Below are 24,178 nucleotides of genomic sequence, written 5' to 3' on the forward strand. Positions count from 1 at the left end.
ACGTCAATGTTTCAACTCTAACCCAGCCTAGTTCACGGTTATGCTTGTCTTACCCGTGGGCGTAGCCATATTGCACAAACGCGTCGACGGCATCTAATCGCATCTCAAAGCATCTCAGCAAACCCACGAACAACGGGGTGTTTGCTGAGATGCTTTCCTTGCACTATCCGACTATTCGCGGAACGCGCTGGTCACCGGGAGGCGACGGTCGCGGCCGAAGGCCAACGAGGTGACCTTGGGGCCGAGCGGATACTGGCGACGCTTCCACTCTGCGCGGTCGACCAGACGCATCACCGTATCGACCGTCTTCTCATCGAAGCCATCTTTCAGCAAATCTGCACGCCCATGGGCCTTTTCGATATATGCAGCCAAGACCTTGTCGAGCAACGCATACTCAGGCAACGAATCAGAATCTTTCTGTCCGGGACGCAATTCGGCGCTCGGGGCTTTCTCGATACTGGCAACAGGAATCATCACACCGTCTTTGAGCGGCACTCCTGCTCCCCGTTTTCGTTACCGACGATTTTCAGCCCTCCGACACCCACACCTGCAGCAGCGGCACGGTTGCGCCAACGGGAAAGCTCCCAGACACGGGTTTTCAGCAAATCTTTGATTGGCGCATAGCCGCCCACGGCATCACCGTAGATGGTGGAATAACCGCACGCCAATTCGGATTTGTTGCCAGTGGCGAGCGCCAGCAGGTTCTTGGAGTTGGAATAGGCCATGACGATGACCCCTCGGATGCGCGCCTGTAGGTTCTCGGCGGCGACACCATCCAAGTCAAGTTGGGATTGGAATGCCTTGAACAGGGGTTCGATAGGCTGGATGTCGTAATGCGCGTCGAGGTTCTGCGCCAAATCGGCGGCATCATCCTTGGAACCGTCAGAGGAATACATGCTGGGCATGGAAACACCTTGCACGTTGGTGCCACCCACCGCGTCGGCCGCCATCGCCGCCACAAGCGCCGAATCGATGCCTCCGGAAAGGCCGAGCACAACGCCGGTGAAATGATTTTTGGCCATGTAATCTTTGAGTCCCAGAACGCAGGCCGTGTAGACTTCCTCGTCCGGATCGCGCGGTGCATCGATGGCGCCGACCTGTTGATGTTCCGCTGCCGAATCGAAATCGAAGTAGCTCAGGTCTTCCATGAACATCGGCGAACGTTCGATAAGCGTGCCGTCGGCATCGACCACGAAGCTGCCGCCGTCGAAGATCAGGTCATCCTGGCCGCCGACCTGATTCAGGTAGATCAACGGGGCGCCCACTTCGTGGGCACGGCGAACGGCCAGATCTTGCCTTGTGTGGGTTTTGCCTTCTTCATACGGAGAACCGTTGATGGTGAGCAGCACGTCGATGCCGCTCGAAGCCAATTGGGCGACGGGGCCGCCATCCTGCCAGATATCCTCGCAGATGGCGACGCCAACCTTTACGCCATCGATATCAAGGATGACGGAACGTTGACCGGGCTCGAAGATACGGAACTCGTCAAAGACGCCGTAATTGGGCAGGAAATGCTTGTCGTACGTTGACCATACCGATCCGCCGTGCAGCACGACCAAACGATTCGTGGGCTTGTCGTCGACATCGGTCACCGCGGAGGTGCCCACGGTTCCCACCACCACGTAAAGATCGCCCAACCCCTCCTTTTCGAGCGTCCGGGCCAGTTCGTCGGCCTTATCCGCCGCAGCCTTGCGGAAGGTGGCCCGCAATGCCAGATCTTCGATGGGATAACCGGTCAGTGTCATCTCAGGGAACACGACCACCTGAGCGTTGTTGAGCGCGGCCATGCGAGTGAATTGCAAGACGCTGGAAGCGTTGCCGTTAAGATCGCCCACGCAGGTGTCGATCTGGGCCAAAGCGAAACGTAGTTGAGTCATGCCTTCATCATATCCGTTCGTCTGCCGCTTTGGGCCAATACCCCGAGCAATAGCGCCTCCGCAATGTCTTGTTTCTTACATGAGGTGTATGAAATTGCCGCCCCACTCTGAAAGGCAAAGGCGGCATCAATTCAAGCCACTAATCAGAAACAGCCGATCAGGCGAGTTCGCTTTCGACCCGCAGCAATGCGTTGACCAGGAATTCCGCCGTGGGTTTGATGGCTTCGTCCAAGGCCACGAATTCCGGATTATGGATGCCGCGATGCCCGGGGCGGCCGTTGGAACCGATTGAACCGAATACCAGCGGGCCCAGCTGCTGAAAGTCCGCGAAGTCCTCGCCTCCCATCGACGTGATGACCGGGACGGAGGTGGCATAACTCGGCAGGTCTTCGGACACAGGTTCGATCAGTGTCGCGGCGCTGACCAGCGGAACCGCAAGCTCGTCCCATGTGATGTCGACCGTTATGCCGTAGGCGGCCGCCGTGGATTCAACAATCTGGCGGAAACGCTTGGTGACCAGATCATGGTCATCCTTATAGAAATAGCGAACCGTGCCGAGGAATCCGGCGGTGTCGGGAATCACGTTCCACACGTCGCCGCCGTGCACTTCCGTGATCGAAAGGACAACGGGACGGAACGCCGAGACATTACGGCTGACGATGGTCTGCAACGAAAGGATCGTCGAAGCCAGAGCCTCGATGGGACCGGTGCCGCACTGCGGCTTCCCCGCATGGGTGCCTTCGGCGTGGAATGTGACGGCGAAGCTCACGCATCCGGCCATCATCGGGTCTTTGCTCACTGCGATCTCGCCCGGCTTGTGGTCAGGCGTGTTGTGAGTACCGATGAGTGCGTCGACCTTGCCCAAGGCGCCGGTCTCGATGACGTGCCGCGCTCCCCTGCCGGTCTCTTCGGCAGGCTGGAAGAGGATGACGGCGGTGCCGTGAACACGGTCACGATGCTCAGCCAGCCAGAAGGCGGCGGCGAGCAGACCGGTCATGTGGATGTCGTGGCCGCAGCCATGCATTACGCCGGGATTCTTGGAAGTGAACGGCAGTCCGGAATGCTCATGGATGGGCAGACCGTCGATATCGGCGCGAAGCACCACACGAGGCCCCGGCTTGTCGCCCTTGATTTCCGCCACCAATCCGGTCTCAAGTGAAGTGTCCAAGACCTCGATGCCATGGGAGGTCAGCTGGTCACGCAGGAATTTGGTCGTCTCGTATTCCTTGAAACCCAGTTCGGGATATTGGTGCAGATGATGCCTGATTGCAATCAAATCGTCGGAAATTTCCAATTGCTCTGCCATAGTGCAATGCTCCTTTTGTCTGTTCCTTATTAAACGCATTGAGCGGTTAACGTTATCGAAACACCGATTCCACTCGTTAACAGCCTGAAATCCGTTATCTTGCAGGATCTTGGACCCACATCTGTGGGGCCTGCTGATCTTTGGTCTCCGTTATCTTTTCGGACCTGATGCGCGCAAACCTCATGCTTCTTGCGACTTGCGCATGTCCTTTTCGACATCACTCAGGAACCCTCGAAGCTGGGAACCGCTGTATTGGTCGGCAAATACACACGTGCCCTTGGACTTCTGCTGCAAAGCCGCCTTAAATTCCTTGGTGTGGGCGATGCCTGCGAGCTTCAGGTAGAGCGGGTTGTTGATATCCGCCTTCTTGACGATGAAGATATTGATGTAAGGACGGGCATGGTCGCTGTGCGGATCGTCGCGGAAAATCGATTCCGAAGGCTTGAGACCAGCGTCGGCGACGAAATCATTGTTCATGATGCCTGCTGCAACATCCGGATCGTTGAGCGATTTGGGAACTTGGGCTCCCTTGACCGGCACGACCTTGACCTTGGAATTGGCCTCATCGAGATCGGCTTGCGAAACGAATGGGGTCCATGGGCGCTTCAACTTGATGAGCTTGGCTTGGTCAAGCACACCCAAGGCTCGGGAGAGATTCGTCTCGTCATTAGGCACAGGGATGCTGGCTCCAGCCGGAATCTGCGAAACGTCTTTGTATTTGGTGGAGTACATGCCGAGCGGGAAGACACCGGTGGCACCAATCGGTTGCAAATCCTTGTGGTTCTTGACGTTGTAATTGGCCAGCAGAAGAATATGCTGCGACTCGTTCATATCGAGGCTGCCGGAATCCACAGCGGGATCTTCGGAGGTGTAATCCTGGAAATCGACCAGCTGAACCGAAATGCCGAGCTTCTGCGCCTGTTGCTTGAAGACGACCCAGTCAGGGTTCGTCACGCCGACCACGCCGATCTTGACCGGGTTGGAAGGCGTGCCCTTGGCAGCACTCGCCTGCTTCGCTGCGAAACCCCGGTAGCCGAAGAATGCAAGCGCGGCGAGCAACACGATGACGACGGCCGCAATCACGACGTTTCGTTTTGTGTGATTGACACGTACCGGTTCCTCCGGCCGGAGGCCGCCTGCCGACAGCGGGCTCAAGTCTGGATTGGGTTGCGTATGCAGGTTGGTTGATGACATGTGCTTCCCTTCTCACTGATTTGCAATTGATGTCTTGCGGCAAGAATACACGGCGCAAACCGCGGAAAATATCGAAAAATTAAAAACAATTATCCGTATTCGTTATGACGCGTATAAGAACCACGATATTCTGCGATCGCTGTCGTTCAAATACATAAGAAAAAAAGAGGCGCCTTTTCTGCGAAATCTGCAGAAAAGGCGCTATCGATAAAGTCAGCCGCGCGACAGACGAATTCAACCAAACGTCACGCTAGACGGCAAAGGTCTTCTCAAATTACTTCTGCCGCTTGAGAATGCGTTTGGCAAGCATGTTGGCAATGGCCTGCACGACCTGCACCAGCACGATCATGATGATGACCGCCGTCCACGTGACAACGGGATCGAACTTCTGATAGCCATAGGAAATCGCGAAATTACCGAGACCGCCACCGCCGATATAGCCGGCCATGGCCGACATATCGAGAATCGAGATGAACAGGAAGGCATAGGCCAGAATCAGCGGCCCCAACGCCTCGGGAATCAGAACCGTACGCACGATGGTGAACGTGGAGGCACCCATGGAACGAGCCGCCTCGATCACCCCTCGGTCGACTGGTACCAGATTCTGCTCGACAAGCCTTGATGTGGCGAACGTGGCCATGATGATCATCGGGAAAATCGCCGCGGCCGTACCAATCGACGTACCGACGACCTTCATGGTCAGCGGCTGAATCGCAGCCAAAAAGATGATGAACGGGATGGGCCTGACGATGTTGACGATGACATCAAGGATGCGATAGACCACCGAATTCTGGAAAAGGTTGCCCGGCCTGGTGCCGTATAGTATGACTCCCAATACCAATCCGAGGATACCGCCGACGACAAGCGTGACAAAGACCATTTCGAGTGTCTGCGCGATGGATTGGAAGAGCATCGGTTTCAAGATCGACCAATCTTGGTTCGCCGCCAAAGTCACGGTTCCCGTGGTTGTTATGGCCGATGAGCCGGCCAAGTTAAAGGTATTCATCAAGATCGCTCCTCTTTCTCGTCGCCATCAGAACCGTCATCATCAGCACTGTGCACCGGACGCGTCTTCGGCCCTCCAAGGGGTGCGGAAACTGCCGTGTCATACTCCACCGGGGCCTGCGCCGTACCGAAATCGAACACATCGCTGTCACGCGACAATTCGTCGAGGAAAGCATCGATGAGCGACGCTTCCCCTGCCAATTCGTAGGTCATCGCGCCGATGGCGTAGCCGGTGACGGTATCGATGCCGCCATAAACCAGATTCGTGGCGACGCCATATTTGGAGATGAGCCCCGAAATGTTCTGTCCAGAAGACGGTACGATCGAATCGTCCAACTCGTTTTGCGCGTCCTTCTGCCGAATGAGCACGGTGACGAGGCGTCCGGGCCACTGCCGGTGCATATCGACGACACGTTCCGAGCCGGGAATGCCAGAAATGGCCGTGGCTATGAAACGTTTGGTGATTTCTTGCTTCGGTGCGGCGAAGACACTGTAGGCGTCCCCGCGTTCGACCACACGGCCATCGCTCATCACAGCAATCCGATTGGCGATTTGCTGCACGACGTTCATCTGATGAGTAATCAGCACGATGGTGACGCCCAGCTGACGGTTAATCTGTTGCAGCAGGTCGAGCACCTCCCCTGTAGTCTCAGGATCGAGAGCGCTCGTGGCCTCATCGGCCAGCAGGATTTCAGGATTCGTGGCCAACGCCCGGGCGATGCCCACACGCTGCTTTTGCCCGCCAGATAGCTGTGAAGGGTATTTATTCGCGTGTTCCTCAAGACCGACGAATTTCAAAAGCTGGTTTACACGGCGCTCCTGGTAATCCTTGCGCCAATGGTCAAGGACCAGCGGATAGGCGATGTTCTGCGCCACGGTTTTGGTGGAAAACAGGTTGAACTGTTGAAAAATCATGCCAATCTTGCGACGCAGAGGACGCAGACCCGATTCGTTCAAGGAAGTGATGTCCTGACCCAAAACGCGCACGGAACCGGAAGTCGGCCGCTCCAAGGCGTTGATCATGCGCACCATGGTCGATTTGCCGGCACCGGAATAGCCGATAATACCGAAGACGTCGCCTTTATTGATGGTAAGCGACACATCATCAACCGCCCGCATCGGTTGTTTGCTGTCCTTTGACCTGAATTCCTTGACCACATGGTCGAGTTCGATGATTGCCTCGCTCATATTCCTCAATCCTCACATTCTTTTGTGTCATACGGCAACGATTGGCGACAGATTCCATCTGTCGCCAATCAAACCGAATGCTCAAACGTACGTATCAGTCTTTGGCCTTGGCATCCTGCTCGACATCCTGCAGGAAGCCTTGCAGCTGCTTGGCGCTGTATTCACCAGCCAGCGAGGCACTGTTATCGGATTTCTTCATGATGCCCTCAGAAACCTTCTTGGAATGGAAAATCTTGACCAGTTTCAGATATGTAGGATTGCTGGCATCGGCCTTTCTCGCCGCGAAAATGTTGATATAAGGCCTCGCCTCTTTGCTTTCGGCGCTGTCATGATAAATGGCGTCACTGGCCTTAAGCCCCGCATCCTTGACATAATCATTGTTGATGACGCCTGCGGAGACCTGCGGATCCTTCAGAGAATTGGCGACCTGCTCGGCCTTCAGCGGCAGCACTTTCACTTTTGAGGCGGCGGTGTCGATGTCGGCCGGGGTGGTGAATGCCGTCCATGGATGATGGAGTTGGATGAGCCCAGCGGATTTGAGCACACCGAGCGCACGAGCCTGGTTGGTTTCGTCATTGGGAACGGGAACCGTGGTGCCGGCCGGAATATCTTTGACATCCCTATATTTACTGGAATAGATGCCCAACGGGTAGACTGCAACACCACCAATAGGCTGTAAATCCTTGTGGTTCTTCACGTTGTAATCTGCAAGGTAGAGGATGTGCTGGAACTCATTCAAATCAAGGTCGTTGGAATCGAGAGCCGGGTTTTCGGAAGTGTAGTCCTGGAAATCCACCAGCTTCACGTAAATTCCCTGCTTCTGCGCCTCTTCCTTGAAAATCGGCCACTCAGGGCTGATAACACCCACCACGCCGATTTTGATGGGATTGGACTCGCTGCCTTTGGTGGCCGCTGCCTTGTTGCCTGCGAATCCACGATAACCGAAGAAAGCCAACACCACGACAAGCACCACGACCACGGCCGCGATGATGACGTTGCGGACCGTGTGATTGACCCTGACCGGCTCCTGCGGGCTCTGGAAATCGTCGGCAGACAATGCGTCCTCTTCGGGTGTGCGATCGTCAAGATGTTGGTTGTTGGATGATGACATATTTTGCCTCATTTCGATAGGTGCCTGTGGTCACCATACCTGAGCTTTCGCCTATGACACAACGCAGAACCCAGAAAAGCCTATCGACATTCGTTATAACCCGTGCAATAACGGTTAAAACTCAGCATTACACAGCGTAATGCCATATTACGTAAGACAGCGGCTCGTCCTAACACGGTGGGAAAATGAACCTCATGACAAATGTAATCATGCATACCACTGAGGGCGACATCGCTCTGAACCTCTTCGATGACAAAGCTCCAGAAACCGTGAAGAATTTCCTCGGGCTGGCCACTGGCGACAAGGAATGGACCAATCCCGAGACCGGTGAGAAATCGCACGATCCCTTCTATGACGGCCTGACCTTCCACCGCATCATCAAAGATTTCATGATCCAAGGCGGCTGCCCACTGGGCAACGGCACCGGCGGCCCTGGCTATGACTTCGACGATGAGATCGTCGATGACCTGAAATTCGACGAGCCCTTCAAGCTCGCCATGGCCAACGCCGGTGTTCGTCGCGGGCGTGACGGCCAAATCCACGGCACCAACGGTTCGCAGTTCTTCATCACCACCGTGCCGACCCCATGGCTCAACGGCCATCACACCATTTTCGGCGAGGTCGCTGACGACGCGAGCAAGTCCGTGGTCGATCGCCTCCAGAACCTGCCCACCGACGGCAACGACATGCCGCAGGAACCAGCCGGCATCGTCTCCGTTGAAGTCGTGAAGTAACCAACAGACGCATCAAACGCACGAAGTCCCCGCCATTCGCAATCAGAATGGCGGGGACTTCGCATATTTCAACTCAACATGCGCCAGAATCAGCATCCAACTCTATTTTGCCGATTTTCATCACAGCTTCGAGTAAACCTTCGATGAAAATTACGGTTTTGGCCTGTTTATTTTGATTGTCGTCCGCATCTTCGATGTTCTCCCTCAGTCGGCATGAACCTTACATCTTGCGCATATGCGGGACGGCGGAATCCTTCGCTCCCGTGAGCCGATAGACATCGAAGACGCCATCGATCTTGCGAACGGCGCTCAGCAGCGTGTTCATATGCTGCGGATCGGCCATTTCAAAGGAGAACTGGCTGGTGGCGACACGGTCCGAGCCGGTGGCGACAGCGGCATTAATGATATTGACGCCGTGATCGGAAAGCACTTGGGTGACATCAGTCAGTAGATGCGGCCGATCGAGCGCCTCCACCTGAATCTTGACCATGAACAGGCCCTTGGCACTGGTCCAAGCGACCTCAACCACGCGATCTGGCTGCTGCTTCTCGAGATTCAGCATGTTCTGGCAATCGGCGCGATGCACGGAAACACCCTCGTTCTTGGTGATGAAACCGACAATCTTGTCGCCGGGAACCGGCGTGCAGCATCGGGCGAGTTTGACCCACACGCCTTCCACACCCTTGACCGAAATGCCGAGTTTGTTGGTATCGCGGCGGCGTTCGGCGTGCTTGAGCGGCAACGCTTCCTGCTCGACATCCTCTTCGACCTCGTCCTGCCCGGCGTCCTTGACCAGACGTGAAATGACGTTCTGCGTGGAGATCTGGCCGTCACCAATGGCGGCGAACACGGCATCGGCGTTGTCGAAATTGAGCTCGTCGGCCACACCAATCAGCGCCTGTGGAGTCAGCAGATTCGAGACCGGCAGATTGCGCTTGCGCATGGCACGGGTGAGTTCGTCTCGACCTTCGTCGATGGCCTCGCTGCGGCGTTCCTTGCTGAACCACTGGCGAATCTTGTTGCGAGCCTTCGGGCTTTTGACGAAACTCAGCCAATCGCGCGAGGGGCCGGCAGTCTCGGATTTGGAAGTCAGAATCTCGACGGTGTCGCCACTTTCGAGCACCGTGTCGAGAGGAACGAGACGGCCGTTGACGCGAGCACCCATGGTGCGGTGGCCGACTTCGGTATGCACGGCGTACGCGAAATCGATAGGCGTGGCATGGGCCGGCAGCGAGATGATCTTGCCTTTCGGCGTGAAGACGTAGACTTCGGCGCTGCCCAAATCCTCTTTCAACGATCCCAAGAATTCGTCGGAATCCGGGGTCTCGCTGGTCCAATCGGCCAGCTGCTGAATCCATTTGAGGTTGTCGGCCTCACTCAAGTCCTGGTTCTCTTCGCTTTCGCGCTTGCGATCGCCCTTGTCCGGTTCGCTCAGCCTGCGTCCGGCCTGTCCGTTTTCCTTGTATTTCCAGTGCGCGGCGATGCCGAATTCACTGCGCCGATGCATTTCCCAAGTACGAATCTGAATCTCGACCGGCTTGCCGCCAGGGCCAACGACCGTGGTGTGCAGGCTCTGGTACATGTTCATCTTCGGCATGGCGATGTAGTCCTTGAACCTGCCGGGAATCGGGCTCCAGCGAGCATGGACAGCACCAAGCGCCGCGTAGCAGTCCTGGATGGTGTTGACGATGATGCGCACACCGACCAAATCGTAGATATTGGAGAAATCGTGGCCGCGCACAATCATCTTCTGATAGATCGAGAAATAGTCCTTCGGCCGCCCCGTGACAGTCGCTTTGATGTGGTCGTCGTCGAGGTCTTCGTTGATCTCGCTGACGATCTGCTTGAGGTAGACATCGCGCTGGCCAGCACGACGATTGACGAGCACGACGATCTCGTTGTAGATCTTCGGGTAAAGAACCTTGAAGCTCAGTTCCTCGAGCTCGGTCTTGATGGCGTTCATGCCGAGCCTGTTGGCCAAAGGCGCGTAGACATCAAGGGTTTCACGGGCCTTGCGCTGGGCGTTGGAAGGCTTGACATAGCGCCAGGTACGCGCGTTGTGCAGACGATCGGCCAATTTGACGACAAGCACACGCACGTCGCGGCTCATGGCGACCACCATCTTGCGGATGGTTTCGGCCTGCGCCGAATCGCCGACCTCCATGCGGGTCAGCTTGGTGACCCCGTCGACCAGGCCGGCGACAGTATCGCCGAATTCCTCACGGCACTGGTCGAGCGTGTAATCGGTATCCTCTACGGTGTCATGCAAAAGGCCGGCGGCAACCACCAATGTGCCCATGCCGAGGTCGGCCAGAATCTGGGCTACGGCCAAAGGATGGATGATATAAGGCTCGCCGGAACGACGGCGCTGGTTGCGATGCTGCCAGACTGCCCTGCGGTAGGCACGCTCGAGGATGCTCATATCGGCATCTGGATGGTGTGCACGGCAGGCGCGCACGATGGGTTGCAGAGGGTCGAGAGGGTCGGTGCTAATCTCGCAGCCCAGCACCCTTGCTGAATTGTTGTCTGAAACCGTATCGACCATGTCCGCTCCCATCATCGTCGCTGTCTTCATTCTATCTGATTGGAAGACGGTCTGACGCTACTTGCTCGCCATTCCAGTAGAACCGAATCCACGTTCGGCCCGATCGCTGCCCGGAAGGGTCGCCGCAGGAACGAACTTCGCCTCGACGTAGCGCTGAATAACCAACTGCGCAATGCGGTCTCCGGCGTGAAGCACCACGGTCTGTTCCGGGTCAAGATTGATCAGCGGCACCTTAATCTCACCACGATAGCCGGCATCAATGGTGCCGGGCGCGTTCAGCACCGTCACACCCATCTTGATTGCCAGACCGGAACGCGGGTGGACAAGACCGACATAACCATTGGGCAACGCGATGGAGACGCCCGTCGGCACCAAGGCGCGTTCAAACGGCTTGAGCTCGACATCTTCGGTGGTGACCAAATCGGCACCGGCATCGCCTGCATGGGCATAACGCAACGCAGAACGTTGCCGTCCGCGTCGGCCTTGAGCAGCACCTCGACGTTTTCCGGTTCGTTGTAGCTTTCGGCGTAGGCCATCAGGCGGCACACTCCTTGCATACCGGGCCGTCGGCGCCCATGTGGTCAAGCTGGCTGCGATGCTTGACGAGGAAGCACTCCGAGCAGATGAACTCGTCGCCCTGCATAGGAATGACGGTCACGGAAGAGTCCTCATTGCTCAGATCAGCACCAGGCAGCTCGTAATCCTCGGCAATGGCATTTTCGTCATCGTCGATGTCTTCCGCCGAATCCCTGTTGCTTTTGCTCAGCGCCTGCAGCGATTCCTCGTCTTCATCCTTGTTGCGGGGGAATCATAATCCTGGGCCATGTGTCGTCCTTTCTTATCGGTTCACGGCGTTTGCCAAGATGTCTATATCTGACAAAAAGTGTTTTACGGGCTAAAGGATACACGATTTAGCCAATTCGTAAAGTACGACACGGGGGACATAATGGAATAAAATAAATTTCTCGGGGTTTTATTGTTGAGGAAAGTGGTGCTTGTATGCCAGTGAGTTCAGTTCAGGAGGCACAGTTCGACCATGTCGATGAGGACGGCGAGCTGGTGTTCCGCGCACGGGGACTCGAGTTCCGTGTGCCGGTGGATGACACGCTGGAACACGCCATACTCGAGGCACGCCAGATCTTAAGCGAAGTCAGAGAACCCGAGAATCCGGGTCTTGCCCAAACCCTTCCAATTTCAAGCATTCAAGCGCTTATTCGCGCCGGAGCACAGCCCGATAAAGTCGCAGAGAAATACGGACTGAGCCAGGCACTAGTACGACGTTTTTCCGCTGCCGTCGAGACCGAAAAACAGTACGCCATCGAACAGTTTCTTTCGGTCTCGGCGCCGAAAGGCAGCAAGGTGCATTCCGTCGAGGAACTCATCGCGCGCACGTTGGCGGCAGCTCGCATCGGCATGGAATCGGTGACCTGGGGCGCGACACGCCGAGGGCGCGAACCTTGGCGAATCACGGCCACATTCAGCACCCAGCGCAATCGTGTGCGCGCCGAATGGACCTGGAACATGCACGACAACACCGTGGAATGCCAGAACGCCGTGGCACAAATCCTCTTAGGCGAGGGAAATGCGAATCAATCAGCTGCCGCAAACGGTAAGACTGAGTCCCAGACCACCTCTGCAGAAAACGGCGAGGCCGGCCAACCAGCAGCCCAGAACAGGCAACCTCAACAAGCGCCAGCCCTATCAAATCAGCCTGCGAACGGCGTCGAACAGGCGGCAGTCACGGAACTTGGCGGTAATCGGCAATTGCCGGGTGACTCGGTGCGCTCGGCTCGCATCGCCAACACAGTGGCTTCGATGCAAGAGCAATCTCAACGCGTGCAGCCAGAAGGCAATGCGACCACTGCGACCTCGGTAAATGCGGAAAATCAGACAAGTCAGGCACTGCACGAGAATCGCAATACGACATCCGCCGCACCCTCTATGCCGAGTCCGTCGGCAACGGCACAGACCACGACTTCTGCCAATAAGCAGATTTCCAACGCCACCAAGCCAACAACGGCACCTGTCGATGCTTTTTCGTTGCCATTGCCCAATCGCACACCTGCCGAGCAACCGAAGCCTTTCAATACATCCAACGCTTCTGCCCAAACAACAGGAAATGACAGTTCTCAAACGGTTTCGGACACATCATCCAACATTCCATCCGGCGCATCTGCACAGAAAAACGCGACCGACCAGAAGGAACACAAACAGGGCAAGCGCAAGTCGGGCCGTTCGGCTGTGCCGAGCTGGGACGAAATCCTGTTCGGAGAGTGAGTCCAAAAGCCAGCTTCTCAGTCGTAGCTGATTGTTGGCTATAAGCTACGAACAGATTATTTATTGGCTCAATATATTGCTGTAGTTCTAGATAGCTCTAGATAAAAGACACCGCTATGGCGTCATATCAAAAAGCCGCTCAGGTCACATCGATGAGGCACGGAATCTCGCGCTCCAGACGTGTCAATGATCCATGAACACCTTTGAGCCCCAGCGAACTCTCACTCTGAGTGCGCGAATCCACAATCGTGGCGTTGCCTTTGGCGCAAACAATCACGTCACCGATCAACGGCCTGACTCGAGCTTCGACCTTGCCGTAGAGACCGTGTTCAATCGCCTCGTTACGAGTGAAGATTGTCGCCTTGTCTCCCAATTCTTCTCGCCAACGTGCCGCTATCGCCCCGATATCCGTTTTCGGTTCGGCATACAGCATCGTCATACGAGGTTCTCCCCTACTAAGGCGACATCGCGTGTCAGATTCTCGTTGTTCGCAATATCAATCTGATGGTCGAAATCGACCTCGACCATGCCGTGATCCGCGACAATCACCATCAGGGTGCCGGGTTTCAACCCGCGTCTCAACGTCTGCAACTGTTCGTCTGTGTTTTCCAGCGCCGTGGCCCATTCCTCGCCAAACGGACTGTAATGGTGCCCGGCTTTATCAACGTCATCGATATAGTAAAATGTCAATCCCGGCTTGGCGGCAGCCTTGAGGGCGGCACGCACACGAAGCTCCTCATGCCGTGAGCCTTGATATTCCGGTCCCCGCAAGGCGGCGCGAGTCAGGGCCGAATGAGCAAATTTCGGCAAACCGACACTGGTCACACGCACACCGGCCTCGACAAGACGCTCAAAAATCGTAGGTTGCTGCTGAAGCTCCTTTGGATCGGGAGCGCCGGCGAAACTGATGAGCTGCCCCAATTCACCAGTCTCTTGGTTGCGTTGAGTGAAACCGGTCATGCCAGTCATGCCAGGGCAGGTGCCGGTGCCGAAGGATCCCATGACAATCGGTGTGGTGCTGGGCATGCAGGTCGCAATCGGTTTTGCATTACATTCCTTGTTCATCAGACCACGCAGGTACGGCGCATGGCCGGCACGCATGGCGAGATTCCAGAAACCCAAGCCATCCACCAGAACGACGATCGCCGAATCGGCTTTTGGAAAGCCCAATGCCAATCTTGTGGCCTCCGGGTCGGGATGAACGGAAGTCGGCATCGGATGGCCGATGGCGTCGCTCAAAGCGGGAAGAACCCCGGAAATGTGACGGGAGCTGCTATACGCATCGATTTTGCGGAATTTCAGCAGTTCATTCATCGGTTCGACTTCAACACTCATATTTCCATTGAATCACCGCACGCCGAAAAGCCATGCTCGTAAACAATCATCCATCCATACACGCATCCACGCATCATCATGCGCGCAGTACAACAGGATCCACAACCTCGACGAGGGCAACGGATATGATGAGACGGATTGTTTTTTCGTGAAGAGGAGTGCTTTTCAGTATGGCTCAACGTCGCAAAACGGCCAAACCTTCCTATGACCCGCACACGGTTAAGGAGAACATCGTCGAAACGCCGCTCGACGAGGAAATGAGCAAGTCCTTCCTCGAATACGCCTATTCGGTGATCTATGCGCGAGCTCTGCCTGACGCGCGAGACGGCCTCAAGCCGGTGCAGCGGCGCATCATCTACCAGATGGGCCAGATGAACCTCACCCCCGACAAGCCGTACATGAAATCCGCACGAGCCGTCGGCGAGGTGATGGGCAAGCTCCACCCCCACGGCGATTCCTCAATCTATGAGGCGATGGTGCGCCTCGCACAGCCGTTCGCGATGCGTCTGCCACTGGTGGACGGACACGGCAATTTCGGCTCGCTCGACGACGGCCCGGCAGCTTCGCGTTACACCGAGGCAAGGCTCGGCCCCGCGGCGCTGGGTATGAACGCTGATATCGATGAAGATACGGTCGACTTCTCCCCCAACTACGACAACAAGTTGAAGGAACCGGACGTGCTGCCGGCCGCTATTCCGAACCTTCTGGTCAACGGCGCTTCCGGCATCGCGGTGGGCATGGCCACCAATATGGCCACGCACAACCTCGGCGAAGTGGTGGCTGCGGCGAAATACCTGATGAAGCATCCAGATGCCACATTGGACCAGCTGATGGACTATGTACCGGGGCCGGATTGGCCGGGCGGCGGCATCATCATCGGCCGCGACGGCATCCGAGAGGCCTACGAGTCCGGACGAGGCACACTGACCACACGCTCGGCCACGCACATCGAAAACGTGACCGCACGCAAAAAGGCCATCGTGGTCACTGAGCTTCCGTTCATGGTCGGGCCTGAGCACGTGCTCGAACGCATTTCGGAGGGCGTGAAGAACCATCACATCGAAGGCGTTTCCGGGGCAATCGACCTGACGGACAGGCACAACGGCACGCGCATCGTCATCGAAATCAAAACCGGGTTCGACCCCAATGCCGTACTTGCCCAGCTCTTCAAGTACACACCGCTGGAAGACAACTTCGCCATGAACAACGTGGCGCTCGTGCATGGCCGGCCGCACACCATGGGCCTCAAGGAAATGCTCGAAGTCTGGGTGGAGCACCGACGCAACGTCATCCACCGTCGCAGCGAATACCGCCTGCGCAAGGCGCAGGAACGGTTGCACTTGGTCGAAAGGCATGCTGCTGGCCATGGTCGACATCGACGAGGTCATCCAGGTCATTCGCACTTCGGACAACGCCGATGCCGCCAAGACACGGTTGATTGCCGTCTTTGACCTCGACGAAATCCAAGCACAATACATTCTCGACCTGCGACTGCGTCGACTCACCAAGATGAGCCGTATCGAGCTCGAGGCCGAGCAAGACGATTTGAAGAAGCAGATTGACGGACTCAATGAAATCCTCGCTTCGCGCGAACGGCTTGACGAGGTCATCGTCTCCGAAATGGACGAGGCCGTGGAAAAGTGGGGCGACCCGCGACGCACGGTGCTGCTGGAACGCCATGAGGACGGCAGCCTGACGCCGGTGCGTTCGTTGGCTTCCTCCAGCTCTTCAGCCGATGACGCTGCAAATGCCAATCCGGATTCCTCCGCCTTGGCCGCCATCCGCGTGGAGAACACCGTTTCACAGGCCGCGCAGGACGTCGAAGCTGCGAAGAAAGCCAAGAAGGCCGGCAATGTCGAAGAAGCAGCCGCAGCATTGCGACTGGATGATGAGCCCTGCGCCGTGATGTTGAGCGCCACTGGACTCATCGCGCGCACTTCGCCGAGCGCCGTCGACCTTTGGCAGACGCGTGAAGCGAACGGAAATCGTGCGCACGATGACCAGATCATTTCCATCTTCGCCAGTACCACACTTTCCAGCTATGGACTCATCACTTCCGCGGGGCGCTTGGTCTTGGCCCATGTCGCCGATCTGCCGTTGCTTCAGGCAAGCGAGAATCTGAACGTTTCCGGCGGCGTGAACGCCGATGAGCTGCTCGGCATGACCACCAGCACCGAACCGGTTCCCGGCGAACATGTCGTGGCAGCAATTGCGATGAGCGACGTTTCCGGGAAGTCCGAATCCGCTGATTCAGGCGAAGCCAACGCCTCCAACGCTGATACCACCACCATTCCGCTAGCCATCGGAACGCGTAACGGCATTGTCAAGCGCTGGAACCGCGAATCGCCCAGCACTATGGACTCCTGGCCGGTCATCGACTTGAAAGACGGGGACACGGTCGTATTCGCCGCGCCCGCAGCTGACGACGACCGCATCGTCTTCATCTCCTCGGATTCCTCGCTTCTGACGTTCGAAGCGAATGTCGTGCGTCCGCAAGGCCGCACCGCAGGTGGCATGAACGGTATCAGGCTTGCCGAAGGGCAGCACGTCGTAGCCTTCAACGTCGTTCCGGCCGGCAAGATCGCATGGACTTACGACGAAGGCGAGAACGGCCTGTATTCGGCATCAGGAGCCGTCGTGCTCACCGTCGCTGGCGATGACGCGGCCCTGCCCGGCACCGAAACCGGAGCAGCCAAGGTGACCCCGCTGGAGATGTACCCGACCAAGGGACGCGGCACCGGCGGCGTACGTTCGCAGCGCTTCCTCAAGGGCCAGAACATCCTGACCTGCGCGGCCATCGGCACCTATCCTCTCTACGCCAGCACATCCGGCGGCCAGCCCGTCGAGCTGCCCAAGCCGGACATGCGCCGCGACGCATCGGGCGTAGACCTGCCTGCGCCGATTGAATATGTGGCATAAAGCAAGACAGAGCACAAAACGGACGGAACGATGGCTAATCGATTCCGTCCGTTTTGTGCTGCCCAAAATCGGCTACCGGTAAAGTTTCATGCCTTGCGGTGACGATATGAAACCGGCGGCACGCAAAAGCTGAGTGTAACGGTTCAAAGCCGTCAACGGCTCCCCGTTTACGTCACGGAAGGTGGCGCTGCCATGCCTGCTCCCCGGCTGGTGACCTGATTGGTATTGTGCACGCAAGATATCGGCCAGTTGGGTAACAGCACGTTGCAATTCAAAATCCGTGGCTTCGAAACAGACCAGATGATGGCTGGACACCATGGCATACAGTATGGGTTTGCCTTCAATAAAGACGACCACGGAACCAGTCTTGCGCATAGGCTGCGCTGATTTTCTGCGCCTATTGGACCCTGCCGCCAATCCATGCTCTTGATGCTCTTGGCTGGAGTCGACGGAATCATCTCCGCCATTGGCGGTATCAGCGAGCGTATTCAAGGAAGGCCATGTGACGGCACCACCGGCAAGACTGGCTGGATCTGCAGCATCGAGCGCCACCGCGAATGGGGCGTCCTGTGTACGCCATTGACGTAGCTGATCGATGGTCTCACGCTCAGCAAATTGGACCGCCGACAGACCCTTCACAAACATCCCCGGACCAACGTACCTACGGCTTCCATTCGTTTCAGTACCGGATAGATATCCGAAAAACTCAGGTTTCCCGGATCCATATCCATCAAAGGCGGTGCAATGATGCCATAACGGTTAAGCAGCGTTTCAACCTGTGCGATGGCACGCTGTTCCGGTCCAACCTCTTGGAATTGTGGCACAGCAGACCACAAACCGGCCAACGTGCCCGGCAATTGTGGACGTCGCTCAACCCGAGGCCGCCCATATAGCCGATGACGGCTCAGTGACGCTTTTGTATACGAACGACGAGACGCTTGAGCATTGCTTCCGCTCTGCAGTAAGGCGCGAACCGGAGCGAACGATGAGTTGGTGACCCGTCCTCGCCACACCAACGACCATACAGCTCGTTCAAAGCCGGTGTCACCGGCAGACGACAGCCGTACCTCACCGGTCAGCGAATCCACGACCTCCTGCGGTTTGTCGCCACCATAAAGTTGCCATTGCTGTTTCAGTTGTTCCGCACGATAGGAACCGCCTAAACTCAGCGCGGCCATAATGTGATTACCTGTAGAATCGCTATTTTCATCGACCCTGCTCAACAGAGGCGAATCAGCAAGATAGAACGCGATTTTGCCTGGCTTCATCGACGATTCTGGGCCGGTAGTGCCGCTTTGGTCTTTGGAGCCCACCCAAATAACCTCTCCCGCCGAGAGCAACTCGTCGAGCATGGCTGCATTGAAGTCAGGCACTCTGGCCGGGAATACCGATGATTCCCACATCGCGGCAGGTAATGGCATGCCTTCCAACTGCTCGATGACGTGCAGCAGACCGTCCGTTCCGGTAAAACGCGACCATACAGCTTGAGGATTTCTCAATTCCTCTTCGATGGACTCGTTTTCTGTCGAATCCTCATCACCAGCCAATGGTCTGTTATCTGGCACACCGTTTCGAAAAGCTGCACTACTGGCTTTCGCACCAATCCCCTGCCGTACCAGCAACCACGATTGATATGTTTCGGAACTTACAGGTTTCAGAGATTTGCGGGTCAACGTCTGCGAGCGCGAACGAATGCGTCGGAAGACCTCGCGGTGCAGATATTGCGGGCTCGGCAAGTCATGCACAAACTCGCCGGCCATCAGCACGCCACGAGCCTTCAAATCGTCAAGTTCATGGACGACCGCGGCCGCATCCAACCCAAGTTCTTTCATGGCCTGATCCGCGGTGAACGGCCCGTGCGTCTTGGCGAACCGCACCATTCTGCCATTGACGTCATCGGGTTCCAGCTCATTCCAGAACTGCCGATGGCTCAGCTCCTCCTCGATCTGTTTGATGGTCTTTGGATCAAGGACGTCGGCAATATGGTCGCTGCCCAGTAGCTCTTCCAAGACCTCGGGATCCATCGCCAACAACGAGGCGCGGCGCTCGGCCTGCGGCGAGTCGTATTCATACATCACCGAGCCCACGAAACCAAAGAGCAAATTCTGTGCGAACGGTGATGGGCTCTGCGTCTCCACATCCTTGACTTCGATTTTGCCGTCATCGATATCGGTCATCAACCGCTTCAGCGCGGGCAAATCATAGACGTCTTGCAAACACTCACGGGCGGTCTCCAGAACCAGAGGGAAATTATGCTGCGTTTTGGCAGCAGCCAAAAGCTCCGAAGCACGCAAACGCTGTTGCCACAGTGGCACCCGCTTACCCGGATTCATTCTTGGCATGTAGAGCGAACGAGCGGCACACTCGCGGAATCGGGTGGCGAAGAGCACCGAGTCGCCGATCTCTTCCTCCACATCCCGCAGCAATTCGTCGGCATCAAATTGGAAAAGCTCGGCGGCACTGACGTGGCTGTCCTGCTCTGGCAACCGTACGACTATGCCATCATCGGTGGCATAGGTTTGTCCGTCAAAACCATATTTACGCTTGAGCCGATTCGTGATGGCAAGCGCCCAAGGTTCGTGCACACGCCGACCATACGGAGAATGCAGAATGATGCGCCAGTCGCCTTCTTCGTCCTGACACCGTTCGATGACGATGGTCTTGTCTGTGGGCAACGCGCCAGTGGCAGCCTTCTGTTCGGCAAGCAGACGAGCAAGATTGGCCCAGCCGTTATCGTCCAAACCATCGTCACGCAAGCGCTGCGCGGTGACGGCATCAAAATGCGGCTCTCTATTATCGTTCCAATGAGTCTTGTCAGCACAGTTTGAATCGTAGGAATCCGGGGAATTAGCGATACTTGATGAGACAGTGGTAGAAAATGGTTCGGCACTGTCGTTATCGGATTGCCAGATACCCATATCCGACGATGACGACGGTATCAGGCCGTTACCGATCTCACGGACGAACGCGCCCAACAAGGCACCAAATCCTGCGTCGCGTCCCGGTCCTTCGCCATGCCAAAACGGCAGTCGTGCGGTGCGACCGGGAGCCGGGGTGACCACCACACGGTCGTTGGTGATTTCGTCAATCTGCCAGGTCGAGGTGCCAAGCGTGATGACATCGCCGACGCGGGATTCATAGACCATCTCCTCGTCAAGCTCCCCCACCTTCTTGCGTCCAGACCCGGCATCGGCCTCAGGCAGGACGACGGTATAGGTACCGCGGTCGGGAATGGTGCCGCCACTGGTGACGGCAAGACGTTGCGCTCCGGGACGGGCGGAGATGATACCCTGTTCAGCATTAAGTTGCAACGGTGGCCGAAAAGCCGAGAATTCCTCGGAGTTATAGGCACCGGTGAGCATACCGATGACATTGTCGAACATATCTCGCGAAAGCTTGGCAAATGGTGCCGTTCGACGGACGGCCGCATACCACTCGTCGACCTTGAGGTCGTCCATCGCGGCTGCCGCGACAGTCTGCTGAGCCAGGATATCAAGAGGATTGTGGCGTACAGCCAACGGTTCGATTTCACTACGTCTCATGCTTTCCACGGTCGCTGTGGAGGTAATCAGCTCCTGACGGGTCAGCGGATAGAACAGCGCGTGCGAGACGCCACCGACTCGGTGGTCGGCCCTGCCAACGCGCTGCAGGCCTGACGAGACCGACAGAGGCGGCGCCACCTGAATCACCATCTCGACCGAACCCATATCGATGCCGAGCTCAAGGCTGCTGGTGGCGACTACGCAACGCAGACGTCCATGCTTGAGATCATCCTCGATGATCTTGCGCCGTTCCTTGGAGACGGAACCATGGTGTGCCATGGCGATGGTCTTGTTTTTCGGGTGTGAACCCACCAGAGACGTGGAGGAACCAACGACGGAATCGTAATGTTTGCCATCGCCGTAAGAACGATTGTCGACTTTTGCACCGCATTCGGTTTCGGCGTAAAGGTCATTGATACGCGCGGTGAGCCGCTCAGCCAATCCTCGGGAGTTGACGAACACCAGCGTACTGTGATGGCTCAGTATCTCGTCCAGAATACTGCGCTCAACAGCCGGCCAGATGGAATGTGAGGCGGCCGAAGTCGGTGAGGAATAGTCACCGTGTTTGGCCGACCGACTCGAATGCTTGGAAATTTCATCAATATTCGGTTCGCGGTTTATGCCATCGTTGCGGGTTGTGGCCAGGGCGCGCATAGCAGGACTTACCCCACTGATATGACGAGGACCGTTATGCCCCTTAACGGTTCCGACCGACTTCGATTTTCCAGCTTTCGAGCCGCCGACGTGGAACCCGTTATCATCATCGGATGATGTGCCCAGCGCTCCCATATCCGCAACGGGCTCGACAATCTTCAAATCCATGTGAACCGGATCGGTGGCATCGACGATGGTGACCGCTTGATCGCCTCCCAAGAAGAACGCCGCTTCCTTGGGAGGATTAACCGTAGCCGAAAGGCCGATGCGTTGTACCTTTCGCTTAGTCAACAAGTCAAGTCGCTCAAGGCTTAAAGCCAGATGGGCCCCACGTTTGGTGGCGGCGAGCGCATGAACCTCATCGACGATGACGGTTTCGACGTTCTTCAGGATGTGCCGCGCCTTCGAAGTCAACAGCAGATACAACGACTCGGGAGTGGTGATGAGAATATTCGGCGGGTGCGAGGCGATGCGACGCCGTTCCTTGGCGCTGGTATCCCCCGAACGAATCGCCACGTCAATATCCGGCGATTGCAGACCTTCCGTAACGCACTCGGCGGCTATGCCTTCCAAAGGAACCCGCAGGTTACGTTCGACATCAGCGCCCAATGCCTTCAACGGAGAGATATAAAGTACCTTGACACCTGGCTTGCCTGCCTTACCGGACTTGGTCGCTTTGGATGTAGTCGCTCGTTTAGCCGCGCCATCACATCGATTCGATCGCGTACCGCTCTTGCCTGATTTGGATTCATCCTCGGAATCATCAGACTGACTGATCTGGCCCGTTTGCTCGCCCATCAACCCGTCGATAGCCGAAAGGAACGCCGCCAAGGTCTTGCCGGAACCGGTCGGGGCCACCACCAAGACATTCTCTCCGGCTTTGATGTGCGGCCAGGCCTCCTGCTGGGCATCAGTAGGGGCAGAAAACGCATGTCTGAACCACGCCTTGGTAGGCGAAGAAAACAAATCCAGACATTCGTACATATGTTCGATTATCGCAATGCCTCAAGACGTTGCCGAACAGCAATCAAGCCTTATGACCCACCTTGCGACGCAACATCTCATGCATCACCACCATGAGCGCCAACAGCACCAACAGGTACCACGGATAGAGCGCTATCGAGATATGCTGAGCAATAAGGCCGAACAGCGGCGGCATGACCATCGAACCGGCATAGGCGCATGCCATCTGCACTCCGACAATCGCCTGCGAACGCTCCACACCGAAATAAGCAGGAGTGGAATGAATGACGCACGGGTAAATCGGCGCACAGCCAAGCCCGATTAGCACCAAGCCGACGACGGTAGCAACATGCCCCGGAAGCGGGATGAGCATCACGACAACGCCCAAGCCAAGAACGGCTTGGCCAATACGAATCATCGCGGGATCGTCGAACTTCATGGTCATGAATCCGCTCAACGCACGGCCCGCGGTGATACCGAGGTAGAACAGGCTGGCCAGAGACGCAGCGGTGACCTTGCTGATGCCGTCATGGCCGACCATGTAACTCGAGGCCCAAAGTCCGGAGGTGGTCTCGATGGCGCAGTAGCAGAAGAACATCACGAGAATCTCTTTGGCACCGCGGATGGCAAGTACCCCTCGCACGCCCAGCGGTTTGACGGGCTTGGACTCGGTTTTCGCCTCGGCAACAGCCTCGGTCTCATCTACAGGAGTCTGGCTTTCCTTGTGGCCGGCATCAACCGCATCCGAAACCTCATCGCGATTTTTCCACAACGGCAGCGAGAAGACGATGATGATCGTAAGCACGATCTGGATAATCGAAATATAGCGGTAGCCCCACGGCCAGCCCTGCCCGTTGGAAAGAGCGAATCCCATGATATAGGGGCCAACCGAGGCTCCGATGCCCCACATGCAGTGCAGCCAACTCATGTGTCGGCTGGCGTAGTGAATGGCGACGTAATTGTTGAGAGCCGCGTCCACTCCGCCAGCGCCCAGGCCGTAGGGAATCGCAATCAATGCCAGCACCCAGTAATTAGGCGCCACGGAGAAGCCGAAAAGGGCCACCGCAGTCAGGCCGACCGAAGCGGCGGTCAATTTACCGGTTCCGAAACGTAACGTCATGCGGTCGGAAAGCAAGGCCGAGACGATGGTGCCGGCCGAAATAATCATCGAGATGCCACCGACCCATGAGAGCGGAACCCCCATCTGCGGGCGCATACTCGGCCACGCGGCACCAAGCAACGAATCGGGAAGACCCAGCGAGATGAACGCCAAATAAATGACGGCAAGCAGCAGATTGGTCACAATGGCTCCTTTGTGCCATGCCGACGGCAGCAGACTTTACGGCTCCGAGAGCAAATTGCAGACAACGTTTTCATTCTCTCACACCCGTGAGGACGAGGCGAACAATACGCTGACTTCATCTCGCGATATGAAATCGGCGTCTATTTTGCAAACGGTTTATTCATATTTGTCTCAATTTGCAGAATCTCAACCCGCATGGTCCAACAAACAATACAAAAATTGCCC

At 56.7% G+C, this 24,178-nt stretch carries 10 protein-coding genes and 6 pseudogenes; 3 read left to right on the forward strand and 13 right to left on the reverse strand.

Annotation, left to right across the window (positions count from 1 at the left end):
• Nucleotides 1–171: 171 nt before the first annotated feature.
• The 6 genes and pseudogenes from OZX57_RS05625 to OZX57_RS05650 form a co-directional block, all read right to left on the reverse strand.
• Nucleotides 172–1,877, reverse strand: a pseudogene (locus OZX57_RS05625) (NAD+ synthase).
• A gap of 157 nt (nt 1,878–2,034) precedes the next feature.
• The gene (locus OZX57_RS05630; RefSeq protein ID WP_277161757.1) at nt 2,035–3,183 is read right to left on the reverse strand and encodes an amidohydrolase; all 1,149 of its coding nucleotides are present in this window, start codon (nt 3,181–3,183) and stop codon (nt 2,035–2,037) included.
• A gap of 180 nt (nt 3,184–3,363) precedes the next feature.
• The gene (locus OZX57_RS05635) at nt 3,364–4,377 is read right to left on the reverse strand and encodes a MetQ/NlpA family ABC transporter substrate-binding protein (protein ID WP_277161758.1); all 1,014 of its coding nucleotides are present in this window, start codon (nt 4,375–4,377) and stop codon (nt 3,364–3,366) included.
• 274 nt (nt 4,378–4,651) lie between these two features.
• Nucleotides 4,652–5,290, reverse strand: a complete 639-nt coding sequence (locus OZX57_RS05640) for a methionine ABC transporter permease (protein ID WP_277162953.1) — start codon at nt 5,288–5,290, stop codon at nt 4,652–4,654.
• A 92-nt stretch (nt 5,291–5,382) separates the two neighbouring features.
• Nucleotides 5,383–6,570, reverse strand: coding sequence for a methionine ABC transporter ATP-binding protein (locus tag OZX57_RS05645; RefSeq protein ID WP_277161759.1), 1,188 nt, complete (start codon nt 6,568–6,570; stop codon nt 5,383–5,385).
• A 94-nt stretch (nt 6,571–6,664) separates the two neighbouring features.
• Nucleotides 6,665–7,681, reverse strand: coding sequence for a MetQ/NlpA family ABC transporter substrate-binding protein (locus OZX57_RS05650; RefSeq protein WP_277161760.1), 1,017 nt, complete (start codon nt 7,679–7,681; stop codon nt 6,665–6,667).
• A gap of 194 nt (nt 7,682–7,875) precedes the next feature.
• Between OZX57_RS05650 and OZX57_RS05655 the strand changes: the two genes are divergently transcribed.
• Nucleotides 7,876–8,415, forward strand: a complete 540-nt coding sequence (locus tag OZX57_RS05655; protein ID WP_277161761.1) for a peptidylprolyl isomerase — start codon at nt 7,876–7,878, stop codon at nt 8,413–8,415.
• A 220-nt stretch (nt 8,416–8,635) separates the two neighbouring features.
• Here the strand turns inward: OZX57_RS05655 and OZX57_RS05660 are convergent, their stop codons facing one another.
• The 3 genes and pseudogenes from OZX57_RS05660 to OZX57_RS05670 form a co-directional block, all read right to left on the reverse strand.
• Nucleotides 8,636–10,960 carry a bifunctional (p)ppGpp synthetase/guanosine-3',5'-bis(diphosphate) 3'-pyrophosphohydrolase gene (locus tag OZX57_RS05660; protein WP_277162954.1) on the reverse strand — a complete coding sequence of 775 codons (2,325 nt, stop codon included), beginning with the start codon at nt 10,958–10,960 and terminating at the stop codon, nt 8,636–8,638.
• A 57-nt stretch (nt 10,961–11,017) separates the two neighbouring features.
• Nucleotides 11,018–11,496, reverse strand: a pseudogene (dut, locus tag OZX57_RS05665) (dUTP diphosphatase).
• Nucleotides 11,496–11,785, reverse strand: a pseudogene (locus OZX57_RS05670) (DUF4193 domain-containing protein). The pseudogenes dut and OZX57_RS05670 overlap by 1 nt, the downstream one beginning before the upstream one ends.
• A gap of 174 nt (nt 11,786–11,959) precedes the next feature.
• On the opposite strand from OZX57_RS05670, the gene sepH reads away from it, so the two are divergent.
• Nucleotides 11,960–13,237, forward strand: a complete 1,278-nt coding sequence (gene sepH / locus OZX57_RS05675) for a septation protein SepH (protein ID WP_277161762.1) — start codon at nt 11,960–11,962, stop codon at nt 13,235–13,237.
• Nucleotides 13,238–13,376: 139 nt separating this feature from the next.
• Here the strand turns inward: sepH and OZX57_RS05680 are convergent.
• Nucleotides 13,377–14,572, reverse strand: a pseudogene (locus tag OZX57_RS05680) (nucleotide pyrophosphatase/phosphodiesterase family protein).
• A 170-nt stretch (nt 14,573–14,742) separates the two neighbouring features.
• On the opposite strand from OZX57_RS05680, the pseudogene OZX57_RS05685 reads away from it, so the two are divergent.
• Nucleotides 14,743–17,491, forward strand: a pseudogene (locus OZX57_RS05685) (DNA topoisomerase IV subunit A).
• A gap of 72 nt (nt 17,492–17,563) precedes the next feature.
• Here OZX57_RS05685 and OZX57_RS05690 read toward each other — a convergent pair.
• The 3 genes and pseudogenes from OZX57_RS05690 to OZX57_RS05700 all read right to left on the reverse strand — a co-directional run bounded on the left by OZX57_RS05690 (nt 17,564) and on the right by OZX57_RS05700 (nt 23,953).
• Nucleotides 17,564–18,130 (reverse strand): hypothetical protein, encoded by a 567-nt coding sequence (locus tag OZX57_RS05690; RefSeq protein ID WP_277161763.1) that lies wholly within the window; start codon nt 18,128–18,130, stop codon nt 17,564–17,566.
• 959 nt (nt 18,131–19,089) lie between these two features.
• Nucleotides 19,090–22,671 (reverse strand): annotated as a pseudogene (locus OZX57_RS05695) (DEAD/DEAH box helicase); the annotation flags it as partial.
• A gap of 43 nt (nt 22,672–22,714) precedes the next feature.
• Complete coding sequence (locus OZX57_RS05700; protein WP_277161764.1) at nt 22,715–23,953, reverse strand: MFS transporter; 1,239 nt, start codon at nt 23,951–23,953, stop codon at nt 22,715–22,717.
• Nucleotides 23,954–24,178 lie beyond the last annotated feature (225 nt).

It is taken from the genome of Bifidobacterium sp. ESL0682 (assembly GCF_029392815.1).
GTDB lineage: Bacteria > Actinomycetota > Actinomycetes > Actinomycetales > Bifidobacteriaceae > Bifidobacterium.